The 17,132-nt window shown below is 76.0% G+C and carries 14 protein-coding genes; 11 read left to right on the top strand and 3 right to left on the bottom strand.

Going from position 1 to position 17,132, the window contains the following annotated elements; all coding sequences use genetic code 11:
- Positions 1 to 5: 5 nt before the first annotated feature.
- Together ACN27G_RS18180 and ACN27G_RS18175 are read right to left on the bottom strand one after the other, a co-directional pair.
- Positions 6 to 2,681 carry an ATP-dependent RNA helicase gene (locus ACN27G_RS18180; protein ID WP_421493991.1) on the bottom strand — a complete coding sequence of 892 codons (2,676 nt, stop codon included), beginning with the start codon at positions 2,679 to 2,681 and terminating at the stop codon, positions 6 to 8.
- Positions 2,682 to 2,877: 196 nt separating this feature from the next.
- Entirely contained in the window at positions 2,878 to 3,672 is a 795-nt protein-coding gene (locus tag ACN27G_RS18175; protein WP_421493990.1) for an RNA polymerase sigma factor SigF, read from the bottom strand.
- A gap of 222 nt (positions 3,673 to 3,894) precedes the next feature.
- On the opposite strand from ACN27G_RS18175, the gene ACN27G_RS18170 reads away from it, so the two are divergent.
- Positions 3,895 to 4,467 (top strand): nucleotidyltransferase family protein, encoded by a 573-nt coding sequence (locus tag ACN27G_RS18170; protein ID WP_421493989.1) that lies wholly within the window; start codon positions 3,895 to 3,897, stop codon positions 4,465 to 4,467.
- A gap of 30 nt (positions 4,468 to 4,497) precedes the next feature.
- Here the strand turns inward: ACN27G_RS18170 and ACN27G_RS18165 are convergent, their stop codons facing one another.
- Positions 4,498 to 6,063 carry a PucR family transcriptional regulator gene (locus ACN27G_RS18165; protein WP_421493988.1) on the bottom strand — a complete coding sequence of 522 codons (1,566 nt, stop codon included), beginning with the start codon at positions 6,061 to 6,063 and terminating at the stop codon, positions 4,498 to 4,500.
- A 144-nt stretch (positions 6,064 to 6,207) separates the two neighbouring features.
- On the opposite strand from ACN27G_RS18165, the gene uraD reads away from it, so the two are divergent.
- The 10 genes from uraD (at position 6,208) to alc (ending at position 17,043) form a co-directional block, all read left to right on the top strand.
- Complete coding sequence (gene uraD, locus ACN27G_RS18160; protein WP_421493987.1) at positions 6,208 to 6,717, top strand: 2-oxo-4-hydroxy-4-carboxy-5-ureidoimidazoline decarboxylase; 510 nt, start codon at positions 6,208 to 6,210, stop codon at positions 6,715 to 6,717.
- Complete coding sequence (uraH, locus tag ACN27G_RS18155) at positions 6,714 to 7,097, top strand: hydroxyisourate hydrolase (protein ID WP_421493986.1); 384 nt, start codon at positions 6,714 to 6,716, stop codon at positions 7,095 to 7,097. The genes uraD and uraH overlap by 4 nt, the downstream gene beginning before the upstream one ends.
- 14 nt (positions 7,098 to 7,111) lie before the next feature.
- Positions 7,112 to 8,038, top strand: a complete 927-nt coding sequence (gene pucL, locus ACN27G_RS18150; RefSeq protein WP_421493985.1) for a factor-independent urate hydroxylase — start codon at positions 7,112 to 7,114, stop codon at positions 8,036 to 8,038.
- Entirely contained in the window at positions 8,038 to 8,922 is an 885-nt protein-coding gene (locus tag ACN27G_RS18145; protein ID WP_421493984.1) for an FAD binding domain-containing protein, read from the top strand. Before pucL ends, ACN27G_RS18145 begins: the two co-directional genes overlap by 1 nt.
- Positions 8,919 to 9,395 (top strand): (2Fe-2S)-binding protein, encoded by a 477-nt coding sequence (locus tag ACN27G_RS18140; RefSeq protein WP_421493983.1) that lies wholly within the window; start codon positions 8,919 to 8,921, stop codon positions 9,393 to 9,395. Before ACN27G_RS18145 ends, ACN27G_RS18140 begins: the two co-directional genes overlap by 4 nt.
- On the top strand, positions 9,392 to 10,747 hold the full coding sequence (locus ACN27G_RS18135) for an 8-oxoguanine deaminase (protein ID WP_421493982.1): 1,356 nt from the start codon (positions 9,392 to 9,394) through the stop codon (positions 10,745 to 10,747). The genes ACN27G_RS18140 and ACN27G_RS18135 overlap by 4 nt, the downstream gene beginning before the upstream one ends.
- Positions 10,744 to 13,374: a xanthine dehydrogenase subunit D gene (pucD, locus tag ACN27G_RS18130; protein WP_421493981.1), complete on the top strand. Its 2,631-nt coding sequence runs from the start codon at positions 10,744 to 10,746 to the stop codon at positions 13,372 to 13,374. Before ACN27G_RS18135 ends, pucD begins: the two co-directional genes overlap by 4 nt.
- Positions 13,374 to 14,561: a DUF6986 family protein gene (locus ACN27G_RS18125; protein WP_421493980.1), complete on the top strand. Its 1,188-nt coding sequence runs from the start codon at positions 13,374 to 13,376 to the stop codon at positions 14,559 to 14,561. The genes pucD and ACN27G_RS18125 overlap by 1 nt, the downstream gene beginning before the upstream one ends.
- Positions 14,562 to 14,629: 68 nt before the next feature.
- Entirely contained in the window at positions 14,630 to 15,970 is a 1,341-nt protein-coding gene (gene allB, locus ACN27G_RS18120; RefSeq protein WP_421493979.1) for an allantoinase AllB, read from the top strand.
- Complete coding sequence (alc, locus tag ACN27G_RS18115; protein ID WP_421493978.1) at positions 15,967 to 17,043, top strand: allantoicase; 1,077 nt, start codon at positions 15,967 to 15,969, stop codon at positions 17,041 to 17,043. Before allB ends, alc begins: the two co-directional genes overlap by 4 nt.
- The last annotated feature ends 89 nt before the right edge of the window (positions 17,044 to 17,132 follow it).

The raw sequence follows: 17,132 nt of genomic DNA, 5'->3' as shown, positions 1-17,132 counted from the left end.
CCCGGCTACCGGCGGCGGGGTTGCGGTCCCCGGCTCGGGACGGCCTCCGCCGGATCGGCCGGCCAGGGATGCCGGGGGTAGCGGCCGCGCAGCTCGGCGCGGACCTGCGGATAGCCGGTCCGCCAGAACGAGGCGAGGTCCCGGGTCACCGCGACCGGCCGGCCGGCCGGGGAGAGCAGGTGCAGCAGCACCGGCACCCGTCCGTCGGCGATCCGGGGCACGTCCTGCCAGCCGAAGGTCTCCTGCAACTTCACGGCCAGCACCGGTGCGGCCGGATCGGCGTAGTCGACGCGGTAGCGGGAGCCGCTCGGCACGGCCAGCCGTTCCGGGGCCAGCTCGTCCAGCCGGGCCGCCTCCGGCCAGGGCAGTAGCCGGCGCAACGCGGCCGCGACGTCGATCCGGGACAGGTCGGCCCGGCGCCGGGCGGTGGCCAGCTCGGGACCCAGCCAATCCTCGACCCGGTCGAGCAGCGCCGCGTCGGTCACCTCCGGCCAGTCGCCCGCGAGGGCGTGTCGGCAGAAGGCGAGCCGGGCCCGCAACTCCCGTGCACGCGGCGTCCAGGTCAGCAACTCGAGCCCGGCCTGGCGCAGCCCGTCGCGGAGCGCCGTGCCGACCCGGGCGGGATCCGGCCGGAGCAGCGGACGGTCCAGCAGGACGATCGCGCCCAGCCGTTCCACCTCCCGGGCCACCACGTCCCCGCCGGACCAGGCGATCTCCTCCTCCCGGCGCAGCAGCGCGGCGCCGGCCTCGCGGGCGGTGGCCCCGTCGACCACCGCCGCCTGTCGGATCGCCGCGCCCGGCCGTCCCGGTGCGCGGTCGGCCACCGCGATCGCCAGCCACTCCGCTCCGGCCAGCGGCGATCCCGGCGCGAGCTCCGCCGCGGTGCCGCCGGCCATCAGGTACGTCTCGCCGCCGGCCTGCCGGACCCTGGCCAGCCGTTCCGGGTACGCCAACCCGACCAGCAGCCCCGCGGCCAGATCGTCCGGCAACACCTGCCCCGGCTGGCCGGCGCCGTCCATCCTGGCTGGCCCGATGTCGTCCTGCCTGGTCGGGCCGGAGCCGTTCTGTCTGGCCGGGCCGGTGCCGTCCTGCCCGGCGGCGGTCGGCGTGTCGCCGCTGCCGCTGCTGCCGCTGCTGCCGCTGCTGCCGCCCGGTGTGCCGTCTCCCGGCTGGGCGGGCGGCGGCTCGTCCAGGGCGCTGCGCAACCTGCGCGCCTCTGCCCGCCACCGCGAGCCGGCGGCGTCCGTGCCGGAGCGGAGCCGGCGCCACACGGCGGCCAGGTCGTCGCCGTGAACCGCCTCGGCGAGTACCGCGACAACCTCGGCGGCCCGGCGCGGCCCCACCGCCCCGGCACCGTCCAGCAGGGCGCGGGCCAGCCGCGGCTGGGCGCCGAGCGCCGCCATCGCACGGCCCCGACCGGTCACCCGGCCGTCCGCCCCGGTGGCGCCGAGCGCGTGCAGGGTTGCCCGGGCCACCTGCATGGCCACCGCCGGAGGCGGGTCCGGCAATGCCAGGCCGGTGCCGTCCGGGCTGCCCCAGCAGGCAAGCTGGAGCGCGAACGCGGTCAGGTCGGCGACGGCGATCTCCGGCTCGGGCTGCGCCGGCAGGCGCTCGTGCTCCGCCGCGGACCAGCAGCGGTAGACCCGGCCCGGCGCCTCCCGGCCGGCGCGACCGGCACGTTGCGCCGCCGCGGCCCGGGAGACCGGCACCGTGACCAGCGCACCGAGCCCTCGGGCCAGGTCGGTCCGGGCCATCCGGCTCAGTCCGGCATCGACCACCACGCGGACACCGGGCACGGTGAGGCTGGTCTCCGCGACCGCGGTGGCCAGCACGATCCGGCGGCGGGCGGCGGCCGGACGCAGCGCGGCGTCCTGCTCGGCGCTGGACTGCCGGCCGTGCAGGCGTACCAGGTCGGTGCCGGGCAGCCCGGTGAGCCGGCCGGCGACGCCGTCGATCTCACCGGCGCCGGGGAGGAAGACGAGCAGGTCACCGTCGTGCTCGGCCAGCGCCCGGCGTACGGTGGCGGCCACGTGGTCGAGCAGTCGGGGATCGACGCGCAGCCCGTGCGGTGGGTCGACCGGCCGGGGTGGCGGAGCCCAGAGCACGTCGACCGGATGCGCCCGACCCTCGGCGCGCACCACCGGCGCCGGCTCCGCCGCCGTGCCGAGCAGCGCGCCGAGCCGCTCCTCCGGCGCGGTCGCCGACATCGCCAGCAGTCGCAGCTCGGGCCGGAGGGCCGCCCGGACCTCGATGGCGAACGCCAGGGCCAGGTCGGCATCGAGTTGCCGCTCGTGCGCCTCGTCGAGGAGTACGGCACCGACGCCGGGAAGTTCCGGGTCGTGTTGCAGCCGCTGCACCAGCAGGCCGGTGGTGACCACCTCGATCCGGGTCCGGGCGCTGCTCCGGCGCTCGCCGCGTACCGCATAGCCGACGGTGTCGCCGACCCGTTCGCCGAGCAGCTCCGCCATCCGGCGGGCGGCGGCCCGGGCCGCGACCCGGCGTGGCTGGGCGACGACGACCCGCCCGTCGACCCGCTCGGCCAGGGCCAGCGGCACCAGGGTCGTCTTGCCGGCCCCGGGCGGGGCCACCAGGACGGCGGCACCGGGCTGCCGCATCGCCTCGAGCAGCGACGGCAGGACGTGCCGGACCGGCAGGTCGGGTTCGGCATCCGGCGGTGGCATCCGGCCAGTCTCGCACCGGTGCCGCCCGGAACCGCACCGGTCCCGGCGCGGCATCGGCACGGCATCGGCACGGCACCGCCGGAGGAGGTCGGGGCGGCTCGCCCGGCGGGAGCCGGAGACGGCGCAGCCGATCCGCCCCACACGGCGGATCGGCTGCGTTCCGGCGAGCCGCGGACCGGCTGCGTTCCGGCGAGGCTCAGTAGGTGTCGGCGAGTTGGCCGCGGAGTTTGGTGAGGGCGCGGGTGAGGAGGCGGCTGATGTGCATTTGGGAGACGCCGATCTGTTCGGCGATCTGGGATTGGGTGAGGTTGCCGTAGAAGCGGAGGGTGAGGATTTTCTGTTCGCGTTCGTCGAGGGTGGCGAGGGCGGGGCCGAGGGCGACGCGGAGTTCGGCGAGTTCGTATTGGTTGTCGTCGGTGCCGAGGAGGTCGCCGAGTTCGGTGGTGCGTTCGCCGTCGCCGGTGGGGGTGGAGAGGGAGACGGCGTTGTAGGCGCGGGCGCCTTCGAGTCCTTCGAGGATGTCTTCTTCGGTGAGGTTGAGGTGGGTGGCGATGTCGGTGATGGTGGGTGAGCGGCCGAGGGTTTGGAGGAGGGTGCTGTTGGCTTCGCTGATGGCGAGGCGGAGTTCTTGGAGGCGGCGGGGGACGCGGATGTCCCAGGTGCGGTCGCGGAAGTGTCGTTTGAGTTCGCCGATGATGGTGGGGATGGCGTAGCCGGCGAAGTCGACGCCGCGGGTGGGGTCGTATTTGTCGATGGCTTTGATGAGGCCGACGGCGGCGGTTTGGGTGAGGTCGTCGGTGGGTTCGCCGCGTCCGCTGTAGCGGTGGGCGAGGTGGTGGGCGAGGGGGAGCCAGGCTTCGATGGCTTTGTCGCGGAGGGTGGGTCGGTCGGGGTGGCCGGTGGGTAGGGCGGTCATGGCGAGGAGGAGGTCGGTGGCGGTGTCGGTGAGCGCGGGGGTGCGGGTGGTGGTGTGGATGGTGTCGGTTGTCATGGTGGTTCTCCCTGCGCTGTGGGTGGGCGGGGGATGGGTGTCTCGTGTTCGTGTTCGTCGTGTGGTGGTGCGTGGTGGTGTGGTGTGGTGGTGGCTGTTCAGGCATCACCTTAGCCCGTTGGTATTGGCTTAGGCTAGCCGAACGGCTGATGTATAAAAGGGATAAACTCGGGCACAGCAGGCAACCTGCACCGGTTTGTTCGCTCGATTAGGCTCGCGATGATGAGCTACGTCGCCGGGTTGGTGCTCGCGGCCGGTGCCGGTCGGCGCTACGGCGGGCCCAAGGCGCTGGTCCGGCTCGACGGCCGGCTGCTGGTCGAACGGGCGATCCGGGTGGCCCGGGGCGGCGGCTGCGCGCCGGTGGTCGTCGTGCTCGGCGCCGCCGCCGGGACGGTCCGGTCCCGGGCGGAACTCGGCGACGCCGTACCGGTGGAGAATCCCGACTGGGCGACCGGGATGGGCTCGTCGCTCCGGGTCGGACTGGCCGCGCTGCGCGACTCCGCCGCCGTGGCGGCGGTCGTACTGCTTGTCGACATGCCGGGGATCACCGCCGAGGCGGTCCGCCGGATGGTCGACCGCGCCGCGCCGGACGCGCTCGGCATGGCCGGCTACGGAACCCGGCGCGGCCATCCGGTGCTGCTCGGCCGGTCCCACTGGCCGGGAGTGGCCGAACTCGCCGTCGGCGACGTGGGGGCCCGGCCGTACCTGCGCCGGCACGGGGCGCGGCTGCGGGTCGTACCCTGCGACGACGTGGCGGACGACGCTGACCTGGACCGCCCGCCCCCGCCCGGATGAGGTGTGCGGAAAGGGCCCTTCCGCGCAGGGTCAGTGCGGCAGCCGCAGGGCGAGGTAGAGGTCGACCCGGTCGGGAAACCGGGACAGGTCCCGCCCGGTGAGCTGCTCGACCCGGCCGATCCGGTAGCGCAGCGTGTTGACGTGCAGGTGCAGCCGGGCGGCGGCCCGGCTCCACGAGCCGGCGCAGGCCAGAAACTCGTCAAGCGTCGCCACCAGGTCGCTGTCGTGCTCCCGGTCGTAGGCCAGCACCGGGCCGAGTACCCGGTCCCGGAACGCCCGCCGCGCCTCGGGCGGTACGCCGGAGAGCAACAGCAGGTGCGAGGCGAGGTCGCCGGCCGAGACCACGGTGCCGGTGCCGGGATCGGCGAGCGCCGTCGTCAGGGCGTGCGCTGCCTGCTCCACCGCACCCGGCAGGGCCTCCGGTCCGGCGGCCGGACCGCTGATCCCCACCCCGACGCGACCGGTGCCGAGCCCGGGAACCAGCCCGGCCACCACGGCCCGGACCGTGTCGGCAACCCCGGCCAGCTCGGCCGGCCCGCCGCCGAGGACGGCGAGGACCGTCCCGGGCCGGGCGGCACCGGTGACCATGGCCGGCACCGCCGTGGCGCGGACGAGTTCCCCGGTGACCGCGACCGACAGCTCCGGGGGTGTGGTCAGGCCGGTGAGCCGGAGGGCCAGCACCAGCAGGGTGGCGTGCGGGGCCAGCCCGCCGGGCAGCAGCGCGGCGCGCAGCTCCGCCGGGGAGGCCCCGCCGGCCAGGGCGGCACCGAGCTGGTCGGCGAGCCGTCGCTCGACCCGGTCCGCCTCGTCGGCGTGTGCCCGTTCCAGCGCGACCAGGCTGACCAGCTCGGCCGCAGCCTCAGGCAGCGCCGGTGCCGCGCCGGCACCGCCGGAGGCGTCCCGGATCGCGCAGGCCAACAGCCAGGATGCGAGCCGGTGCTCGGGACGGCCGGGCACGGCGACGAGCCAGTACCGCCGGCCCTCCGCCTCGGCCAGCGCCGGCAGCCGGCCGGAGGTCAGGAACGAGGTCGCCAGCCGGTGCCGGGTGTCGGACGGGATCGGCCCGGTGCCGGCCACGGTCCGCCCGGTCACGGTCAGCACCCAGCACTCCACCCCGAGGTCGGCGGCGACCGGCGGCAGCAGGTCGGCCAGGCGGGCGCCGCCGGCCATCGCCGTGACCAGACCCCGGTACCGGCCGAGCACCGTCGCCAGCCCGTTGGCCCGGCGTGCCCAGACCGTCGGGGTGACCTCGTCGATGATGTCCCGGAAGGAGATCTCGACCGGTACCTCGAAGAGCGGTACGCCGTACCGCCGGCACGCCGCCACCAGGTCCGCCGGCACGGACCCGTACGCCGCGTCGCCGGCCCCGATCGCGGCGACCCCGGCCGAGGCGCAGGCGGCCACGAACCCCTCCGAGTCGTCGGCGTGCCGACGCCACATCAGCCCGGTCAGCACGATCTCGCCGCCGGAGAGGTAGCGGCGCGGGTCGGGCAGGTCGGTGACGTACACCCGGCTGACCGGGCGGTCCAGGTCCGCCTCGCCGGTGAGCAGGGTCAGCCGCAACTGGGGCCGGTCCAGTGCCTCGCGCAGCAGCATCGCGTACCACTCCGATCACGGCGGCGGGCCGGTTGGAGGAATCTACGAAAACCATACGGTGGGCGGCGGTGGTTTCGGTGCTTGCGCCGCTTACCCCCGACCTCGGCCGGCTGCTGTACTGCTGGCTACCGGGGGAGGTGATCGATGGCCAGCGTCAGCGCGGTGCTCGGCGAGTTCAACCGGCGCCCCGCCGCCGAGGTCGAGGCGGAACTGCTCGCCTGCTGCGCCGTACCGGACTTCGCCCGGACCGTGGCGACGGGGCGGCCGTACCCGGACGTCGAGGCGGCGGTGGCGGTGGCCGACGCCGTGCTGCGGCGGCTGGACCGGACGGACGTGGCGCGGGCGCTGGCCGCGCACCCGCGGATCGGCGAGCGGCCGGCCGGCACCGGCCGGGAGGCGGCCTGGTCCCGCCGGGAGCAGTCCGGAGTGGACGGTGCCGACCCGGAGGTCCGGGCCGCGCTCGTCCGGGCCAACCGGGAGTACGAGGAGCGGTTCGGGCACATCTTCCTGATCGCCGCCGACGGCCGGACCGACGCGGAACTGCTCGCGGCGGCCTGGCGCCGGCTCGGCAACGACCCCGGCACCGAGCGCGAGGTGGTCCGGGAGGAACTGCGGCAGATCGCGCTGCTCCGGCTGAGGAGGCTGCTCTCGTGACCGACGACCGGGCGGACGCACCGGACGGACTCGTCCGGATCTCGACCCACGTGCTGGACACCGTACGCGGCGAACCCGCCGGCGGCATCCCGGTCCGGCTGGACCGCCGGGACAGCGGCGGCTGGACGGCGGTGGCGCAGGGCCGCACCGGGCCGGACGGCCGCTTGACCGACTGGACGCCGCTGCTCGACCGGCTGCCGCTGCGGGGCTTCCAGGCCGGCGGCTACCGGCTGGTGTTCCAGGTGGAGCGCCACTACCCGCCCGGGGAGGCGTTCTTCCCCGAGATCATGGTCGCCTTCCAGGTCACCGAGCCGGACCGGCACCACCACGTGCCGCTGCTGCTCAGCCCGTACGGCTACACCACCTATCGCGGAAGCTGACGAGGGGAGTCGGGGTGGCGATCGTGCTCGGAGCCAACCAGTACGGCAAGGCCGAGGTGCGGCTGGTCCGGGTACGCCGGGACGGCCCCCGGCACGAGTTGCGTGACCTGACCGTGAGCGTCGCGCTCGCCGGTGACCTCGTCGAGGTGCACCGCAGCGGCGACAACGCGCACGTGCTGCCCACGGACTCGCAGAAGAACACCGTCTACGCCTTCGCCCGGGAGCACGGCGTCGACCAGATCGAGGAGTTCGGGCTGCTGCTCGCCCGGCACTTCGTGGCGAGCGCCCCGGCGATCTCCCGGGCCACGGTCCGGCTCACCGAGCACGGCTGGCAGCGACTCGGCCCGCACTCCTTCCAGCGCGACGGCGGCGAGAGCCGCACCGCCACGGTGACGGTGGACGGGGGCGGGGGCGGGGGCGCGGGCGGAACGACGGTCGAGTCCGGGCTGACCGGGCTGACCCTGCTGAACACCACCGACTCCGAGTTCAAGGGCTACCTCCAGGACCGCTACACGACGCTGCCGGAGACCGACGACCGGATCCTGGCCACCGCCGTCGAGGCAGCCTGGCGGCACGGTGACGACGGGCGCCCCGCCGACCGGCAGATCGGCCCGGACGCCGAGCCGGCGGCCGGGCCGCCCGACGGCCGGGACCGGGACGGCCGGGACTGGGCGGCGTCGTACGCCGGTGTCCGCGCCGCGCTCGTCGGTGCGTTCGTCGACACCTACAGCCGCTCCCTGCAACAGACCCTCTACGCGATGGGCCACCGGGTGCTGGCGGAGCGGCCGGAGGTCGCCGAGATCCGGCTGGCCCTGCCGAACCGGCACCACCTGCTGGTCGACCTGGCGCCGTTCGGGCTGGAGAACCCGGGCGAGGTCTTCGTGGCCACCGACCGGCCGTACGGGCTGATCGAGGCGACCGTGACCCGGGCGGAGCGGTGATGGACTTCCTGCAACCGGCGAGCTGGGCGGAGGCGCTGGCCGCCCGCGCGGCGCATCCGGAGGCGCTGCCGGTGGCCGGCGGCACCGACGTGATGGTGGAGCTGAACTTCGCCCGCCGCCGCCCGCCGGCCCTGCTCGACCTGGGCCGGGTCGCCGGGCTCGCCGAGTGGGGCACCGAGGACGGCCGGCTGCGGCTCGGCGCCGGGGTGCCGTACCGGCGGATCGTCACCGAGCTGGCCGGCCGGGCGCCGGGGCTGGCGATGGCGGCCCGGACCGTCGGCTCGGCGCAGATCCGTAACCGGGGCACCGTCGGCGGCAACCTCGGCTCGGCCTCGCCGGCCGGGGACGCGCTGCCGCCGCTGCTCGCCGCCGGGGCGCTGGTGGAACTCGCCTCGGTCCGGGGCGTCCGGCGGGTGCCGGCCGCCGGCTTCTGCACCGGGCCGAAGCGCAGCGTCCTCGCTCCGGACGAGTTGATCGCGGCGGTGCTGCTGCCGCCGGCCGGCGGGCCGGAGCAGTTCGCCAAGATCGGCACCAGGAACGCGATGGTGATCGCCGTCTGCTCCTTCGCGCTGGCGCTGCGCCCGGCGGACCGGACTGTCGGCACCGGGATCGGCTCGGCCGGCCCTACGCCGCTGCGGGCCGAGGCGGCCGAGGAACTCCTCGGCGCCGAGCTGCCCTGGGCGGGCCGGGCCGCCCTGCCGGAGTCGCTGGCCCGGCGCTTCGGCGAGCTGGTCGCGGCGGCGGCCAGCCCGATCGACGACGTACGCGGCAGCGCCGCCTACCGCCGGCACGCGCTCGGCGTACTGGCCCGGCGGGCGGTGCAGCGGGCCTGGGCGGCACACCGACGGGGAAGCGGCCAGGGGTGGGACGGGGGCGAGGGATGAGGATCGAGTGCGTGGTCAACGGTGAGCCGCGCCGGGCCGACGACGTGTGGGCCGGGGAGAGCCTGCTGCACATGCTGCGGGAGCGACTCGGCCTGCCGGGCGCCAAGAACGCCTGCGAGCAGGGCGAGTGCGGCTCCTGCACGGTCTATCTCGACGGCGAGCCGGTCTGCGCCTGCCTGGTGCCGGCCGGCCAGGCGCGGGACCGCGAGGTGGTCACCGTGGAGGGGCTCGCCGCCGGGCCGGGCGACCTGCACCCGGTGCAGCGGGCGTTCGTCGCCGCCGGCGCCGTGCAGTGCGGATTCTGTACGCCGGGACTGGTCGTCGCCGTACACGACCTGCTGGCCCGGACGCCGTCGCCGGCCGACGCGGAGATCCGGGAGGCGCTGGCCGGAAACCTCTGCCGGTGCACCGGCTACGAGAAGATCCTGACGGCGGTACGGCTCGCCGCCGCCGGTCGGGAGGACGAATCGTGATCGTCATCGAGAACTGCGCGGTCGCCACGGTCGACCCGGCCGGGACGGAGTACTCCGACGGGCACCTGGTGCTGGACGGTGGCCGGATCGTGGCGGTCGGCCCCGGCCACGCCCCCCGCTACCACCGCTCGGTGCGCCGGATCGACGGCGCCGGCTGCCTCGCCACGCCCGGCCTGGTCAACACGCACCACCACCTCTACCAGTGGGCGACCCGGGGCATGGCGCAGCAGGCGGACCTCTTCGGCTGGCTCACCGAGCTCTATCCGGTCTGGGCCGGGCTGGACGCCGACGTGGTGGCCGCGACCACCGCCGCCGGGCTCGGCTGGCTGGCGCTCTCCGGCTGCACCACCAGCACCGACCACCACTACGTCCATCCGGCGGGCGCCGGTGACCTGATGGCGGCGCAGGTCGAGGCGGCCCGGGAGGTCGGGCTGCGCTTCCACCCGTGCCGGGGGTCGATGGACCTCGGGGCGTCGTCGGGCGGGCTGCCGCCGGACGGGATCGTCGAGGAGACCGAGGCGGCGCTCGCCGCCACCGAGGAGGCGATCGACCGCTATCACGACCCGGCGGACGAGTCGATGCTGCGGGTGGCGGTGGCGCCCTGCTCGCCGTTCAGCGTGACCGCCAAGCTGATGGCCGAGGCCGCCGCGCTGGCCCGGCGCCGGGGCGTACGGCTGCACACCCATCTCGCCGAGACCGTCGACGAGGAGGAGTACTGCCGGCGGACCCACGGCTGCACCCCGGTCGAGTACGCCGAACGGCTCGGCTGGCTCGGCCCGGACGTCTGGCTGGCGCACGGCGTACACCTGGACGACGCCGCGCTGGACGCGCTGGCCCGCAGCGGCACGGCGGTCGCGCACTGCCCCAGCTCGAACGGGCGGCTCGGTGCCGGCACGGCCCGGGTGCGGGAGCTGCTGGACCGGGGCGTGCCGGTGGGGCTCGGGGTGGACGGACCGGCCTCGCAGGAGGCCGGCCAGCTCGGCGCGGAGCTGCGGCAGGCGCTCTACGCGGCCCGGCTGCGCGGCGGGGCGGCGGCGCTGAGCGCGCGGGAGGCGCTGGCGCTCGGCACCATCGGCGGGGCGCGCTGCCTGGGCCGGGGCGACCAGCTCGGGTCGCTGGAGGTGGGGAAGCTCGCCGACGTGGTGCTGTGGCGGCTGGACGGGCTCGGGCATGTCGGGATCGACGACCCGGTGGCGGCGCTGGTGTTCGGGCCGGCGGCGCCGGTGGAGCTGTCGCTGGTCGGGGGTGAGGTCGTGGTGGACGACGGAGAGCTGCGCACGGTGGAGGAGCGGGAGCTGGTGCGACGGAGCCGGCGGGCGCATCGGACCCTGACCAGGAAGGCACGTCGGTGACCTGGCTGCCGGCCGGAGGTTCCGGCCGGTCGGCGGGCGGGGTGGGGGCCGGGGGGCCGGGTGACCCGCTCTGGGCGGCCAGGCTTGATCCCGACGCGGGTCACCCGGCTCCCCAGCCCGCGGTGGTCGCCCCCGAGCGGGAGCGCGAGGCCGGAGTTTCCGGGGCCGTGCTCCCGGAGGCCGTGGTCCCGGAGGGGATCGGGGCGAGTCCGGTGCGGCCGGACGCGGGGCTGAAGGTGCGCGGGGAGTTCGCCTTCTCCTCGGACCTCTGGGCCGAGGACATGCTCTGGGGCGCGACGCTGCGCAGCCCGCACCCGTCGGCGACGATCGAGCGGATCGACGTGGCCGCCGCGCTCGCCGTACCTGGGGTGTACGCCGTGCTGACGGCGGCGGACGTGCCGGGCGACCCGCACTACGGGCTGGAGGTGGCGGATCAGCCGGTCCTCGCCGTCGACGAGATCTGTTACCGGGGGGAACCGGTGGCGATCGTGGCAGCCGATCATCCGGAGACGGCGCGGCGGGCGGCGGAGCGGATCGTGGTCGACTACGCGGTGCGGGAGCCGGTGACGGATCCGGAGGCGGCGCTGGCGGAGGGGCGGCTGGTGCGGCACGTGCCGGTCCGGCGGGGTGATCCGGACGCGGTCGCCGAGGTGGTGGTGACCGGGGAGTACCGGGTGGGCATGCAGGACCAGGCGTTTCTCGGGCCGGAGTCCGGGCTGGCGGTGCCGGCGCCGGACGGCGGGGTCGAGTTGTATGTCGCCACCCAGTGGCTGCACGCCGACCAGCGGCAGGTGGCCGCGGCGTTGGGGTTGCCGGCCGAGCTGGTCCGGCTCAGCCTGGCCGGGGTGGGCGGGGCGTTCGGCGCCCGGGAGGACCTGTCGATGCAGGTACACGCCAGCCTGCTGGCGCTGCGCACGGGGCGGCCGGTCAAGATGGTCTACGGCCGGGAGGAGTCGTTCGTCGGGCACGTGCACCGGCATCCGGCGATCCTGCGGTACGAGCACGGCGCGACCCGGGACGGGAAACTGGTCTACGTGCGGGCCCGGATTCTGCTGGACGGCGGGGCGTACACGTCGACCACCCCGGCGGTGGTGGCGAACGCGGCCAGCCTGGGGATCGGGCCCTACCGGGTGCCGAACGTGACAGTGGACGCGTACGGGGTGCGCACCAACAACCCGCCGTGCGGGGCGATGCGCGGGTTCGGGGCGGTGCAGGCCTGCTTCGGCTACGAGTCGCAGATGGACCGGCTGGCCGAGGCGGTCGGGCTGGACCCGGTGGAGCTGCGGGTCCGCAACGCCCTGGCCGAGGGCGGGACGATGCCGACCGGGCAGCTGGTCGAGGGGCCGGCACCGGTGGCCCGGCTGCTGGAGCTGGTCCGGGACCGGCCGGCGCCGCCACCGGCCGGCGACGACCTGCGGCAGCTTCCGGGCGGGGTGGCGAACACGACCACTGCGGAGCAGGTGGTGCGGGGGGTCGGGTACGCGATCGGGATCAAGAACGTCTGCTTCTCGGAGGGGTTCGACGACTACGCGACCGCCCGGGTCCGGCTGGAGCTGATCGGCGGCGAGCCGACCGCCCTGGTGCACACCGCCGCCGCCGAGGTGGGGCAGGGGCTGGTCACCGTGCAGGCGCAGATCGCCCGCACCGAGCTGGGGGTCGAGCGGGTGGTGGTGGCGACCGCCGACACGAGCGTGGGGAGCGCGGGGTCGTCGTCGGCGTCCCGACAGACGTACATGACCGGGGGCGCGGTGCGGGCGGCCTGCCGGGCGGTCCGGGACGCGCTGCTGCGGCGGCTGCCCGGAGGAGTCGAGCGGGCCGACGGGGTCGACGTTCCCGGCGAGGTCGACGTTCCCGACGTCGCCGACGGGGTCGACGTTCCCGACGTCGCCGACGGGGTCGGCGTTGCCGGTGGGGTCGACGGGAGTGGGGTGGAGCTGGTCGGTGGGGTGGTGCGGGACGGCGCGGGGCGGGTGCTCGGGACGCTTGCCGGGCTGCTGGCCGGCGGGGCGGTCGAGGAGACGGTGCGGTGGCGGCACCGGCCGACCCGGCCGCTGGACCCGGTGACCGGGCAGGGTGACGCGCACGTGCAGTACGCCTTCGCCGCGCACCGGGCCACCGTCGACGTGGACCCGGAACTCGGGCTGGTCCGGGTGGTGGAGATCGCCACCGCCCAGGACGTGGGCCGGGCGATCAACCCGCAGGCGGTGGTCGGCCAGATCCAGGGCGGCACGGCACAGGGGCTCGGCCTGGCACTGATGGAGGAGATCCAGGTCGTCGACGGCGTGATCCGGAACCCGTCCTTCACCGACTATCTGATCCCGACGATCCTGGACGTGCCGCCGATGGCGGTGGACGTGCTGGAGCTGGCCGACCCGCACGCGCCGTACGGGCTGCGCGGGGTGGGTGAGCCGCCGACCATCTCGGCCACCCCGGCGATCGTCGCGGCGATCCGGGCGGCGACCGGGATCCCGCTGACCCGGGTGCCGGTCCGCCCCGAGCACCTGACCGGCACCGAGCACCTGACCGGCACCGAGCGGCCGGTCCGCCCCGAACACCTGACCGGCCCCGAACACCTGACCGGCACCGAGCACCTGACCGGCACCGAGCGGCTGGGCGGGACCGGCTGATGGGGCGGCTGCCGGCGGCGGTGCAGGCGGAGCTGGCCGAGCGGCTCGACCCGGTCGACGCCGAGCTGGGCCGCCGCTATCCGGGCCGACGGCCGGGCCGGCAGCCGGTGCACACCGTCTACGTGCCGGCGGACCGCTGCCATGCCGGGCTGGTGCCGGAGTGGGGCGCGCTGGCGCTGGCCGCGATCGTCGACCATCCGCCCCGGCCGTACCCGGGCGAGCTGCACGACCTGGTGACCGCGAAGCTGCGCCGGGAGCCGATCGAGGACCTGCGGATCGACTTCGAGGACGGCTACGGGGTACGCGACGACCCGACCGAGGACGCGGCGGCGCGGGCGGCGGCCCGGGCGCTGCGGGCCGGGCTGGAGACCCCGTTCGCCGGAGTGCGGATCAAGAGCCTGACCGGTCCGGTACGGCGGCGGGCCGTCCGCACCCTGGACGTCTTCCTCGACGCGCTGCTGGACGGGGCCACCGAGCCGCCCCGGAGCGGCCGGTTCGCGGTCACCCTGCCGAAGGTGAGCGTGCCGGCGCAGGTCGAGGCGATGGTGCTGCTCTGCGAGCGGCTGGAGACCGCGTACGGGCTGCCGGCGGGCTGGCTGCGCTTCGAGGTGCAGGTGGAGACGCCGGCCGCGATCCTCGGCCCGGAAGGGCTGGCCACCCCCGGGCGGCTGATCGGGGCGGCGGCCGGACGCTGTGCCGGGCTGCACTACGGCACCTACGACTACAGCGCCGCCTGCGGGATCGCCGCCGCGCAGCAGAGCCTGGCGCACCCGGCCGCCGACTTCGCCAAGGCGGTGCTGCAGGTGGCCGCCGCCGAGACCGGGGTCCGGCTCTCCGACGGTTCGACGAACGTGCTGCCGGTCGGCGACACCGCCGCCGTCCAGGCCGGCTGGGCGGAGCACGCCCGGCTGGTCCGGCGCTCCCTGGAACGCGGCTACTACCAGGGTTGGGACCTGCATCCGGCGCAGTTGCCGACCCGGTTCGCCGCCACCTACGCCTTCTTCCGGGACGGGCGGGCGGCGGCGGTGGCGCGGCTGCGGGCGTACCTGGAGCGGCGGTCGACGGGGATCCTGGACGAACCGGCGACGGCGCGGGCGCTCGCCGGGTACCTGCTGCGCGGGCTGGACTGCGGTGCGCTGACCGAGGCGGAGACCGGCTACGACCGGGCCGCCCTGGCGGCGCTCTGACCGGGCCGACCGGTGACGGCGGTCCGACCGGGCCGGCCGGTGGCGGCCGTGCGGAGAGGGAGAGCGGAATGAGCGGGTACGACCTGGTGCTGCGGTCCCGGCGGGCGGTGCTGCCCGACGGCGAGCGGCCGGCCGCGGTCTGCGTACGCGACGGCCGGATCGCCGCCGTCGCCGGCTACGACGAGGTCCCCGGCACCGACCTCGGCGAGCTGGCCCTGCTGCCGGGGCTGGTGGACACGCACGTGCACGTCAACGAGCCGGGCCGGACCGAGTGGGAGGGCTTCGCCTCCGCCACCCGGGCCGCGCTGGCCGGCGGGGTCACCACGATCGTCGACATGCCGCTCAACTCGGTACCGCCGACCGTCAGCGTGCCGGCGCTGCACCGCAAGCAGGACGCGGCGCGCGGGCGGTGCCGGGTCGACGTCGGCTTCTGGGGCGGCGCCGTGCCGGAGCACCTGGCCGACCTGCCGGCGCTGCACGCCGCCGGGGTCTTCGGGTTCAAGGCGTTCCTGGTCGACTCGGGGGTGCCGGAGTTCCCGCCGCTGGATCCGGCCGGGCTGGAGCGGGCGCTGGCGGCCGTCGACGCGCTCTTCCTGGTGCACGCCGAGGACCCGGCCGGGATCGGCGCCGCCCCGCCGTCGGCCCGGTACGCCGACTTTCTCGACTCCCGGCCGCCGGTCGCCGAGCGGCGCGCGGTCGAGACGGTGCTGGCGGCGGCCCGTCGGACCGGCCGGCGGGTGCACATCCTGCACCTGTCGGCCGCCGGGGCACTACCGGCGGTCGCCGCCGCCCGCGCCGACGGGGTACGGGTGACCGTGGAGACCTGCCCGCACTACCTGACCCTGGACGCGGCCGAGGTGCCGGACGGGGCGACCGAGTTCAAGTGCTGCCCGCCGATCCGGGACGCGGAGAACCGGGACGCGCTCTGGGCCGGCCTGGCGGACGGCGTGATCGACTGCGTGGTCTCGGACCACTCGCCGTGCCTGCCGGAGCTGAAGCGGCGCGACAGCGGGGACTTCGGCGCGGCCTGGGGCGGGATCGCCTCGGTGCAGCTCGGACTGCCGGCGGTCTGGACCGAGGCCCGGCGGCGCGGCCACGACCTCGCCGACCTGGTGCGCTGGATGGCGGAGCGGCCGGCCGAGATCGCCGGCCTGGCCGGCAAGGGCGGGCTCCGGGCAGGTGCCGACGCCGACCTGGTGGCGCTGGACCCAGACGCGGAGTTCACCGTCGAGCCGGACCGGCTGCTGCACCGGCACCCGGTCACCCCGTACGCCGGGCGCCGGCTGGCCGGGGTGGTCCGGGGCACCTGGCTGCGGGGTGAACCGGTCGGCCCGGCGGATCCACCCCGGGGCCGCCTGCTGCGACGGCACGACCAGTGGCCCGCCGTCGCCGGGGAGGAGCGGAGATGACAGCCTTCACCGACCTGCCCGACCTGGCGTCCCGGTCACTCGGCGGCGGGGTGGTGGCCGCCAACGACGAGTTCTTCGGCGCCCGGGACCACCTGGTCACCCCCGGACCGCCGACCTTCGCCGCCGGCACCTTCGGCGCCAAGGGCCAGGTGTACGACGGCTGGGAGACGCGTCGGCGCCGGGAGCCCGGGCACGACTACGCGATCGTCCGGCTGGGCGCGCCCGGCACCGTCGCGGGGGTGGTGGTGGACACGTCGTTCTTCGTCGGCAACTATCCCCCGTACGCCTCGGTGGAGGCGTGCGGGATGCCGGGTTATCCCGGTCCGGTGGAGCTGCTGGCCGCCGAATGGGTCACGCTGGTGCCCCGGGCACCGCTGCTCGGCGACAGCCGCAACCTCTTCGAGGTGCACGACGAGCACCGCTACACGCACGTACGACTGCGGATCTATCCCGACGGCGGGGTGGCCCGGCTGCGGGTGCACGGTGTGGTCGTACCCGATCCGGTGCTCTTCCCGGACGGGCAGCTCGACCTCGCGGCGCTGGAGCACGGCGGCCTGGTGGTCGGGTGCAGCGACATGTTCTACGGCGCGCCGCAGCAGCTCATCGCGCCCGGCCTGGCCCGGACCATGGGGGAGGGCTGGGAGACCGTCCGGCGCCGCGACGACGGCAACGACTGGGTCCGGGTCCGGCTCGCCGCCCCGGGGCAGATCCGGCAGGTGGAGCTGGACACCAGCCACTTCAAGGGCAACGCACCCGGTGCGGCGGCGCTGCGCGGGATCGACGCCCGGGTCGCCGACCCGGCGGACGAGGCCGCCTGGTTCGAGATCCTGCCGCGTACCCGGTTGCAGCCGGACACCCGGCACCGCTTTCCGGTCGACGCGGCGCCGACCGCCACCGAGGTCCGGTTGGACATCTTCCCGGACGGCGGCATGGCCCGGCTCCGGCTGCCCGGCCGGATCGCCCCGACCGACCTGGGCCGGCTGCGGCGGCGCTGGTCGGAGTCGCTGCCGGCGGCGCACGCCCGGCAGGTGGCGCCCACCGGCACCCGCTCGGCCGGAGCCTGGTGGCCCTGATCCGGAACGGGCCGGCCCGGTGCGGGTGACTGTCGACTTTCCGTCTCGGCCGCCGCCGGGGTCGTCTTGTCTGTGCCCGGGGCCGGTCG

Source organism: Plantactinospora sp. WMMB334 (assembly GCF_049179095.1).
Lineage (GTDB): Bacteria > Actinomycetota > Actinomycetes > Mycobacteriales > Micromonosporaceae > Plantactinospora.
Note: the sequence above shows the minus strand (reverse complement) of the source record. Positions and strands in the feature narration are given on the sequence as shown.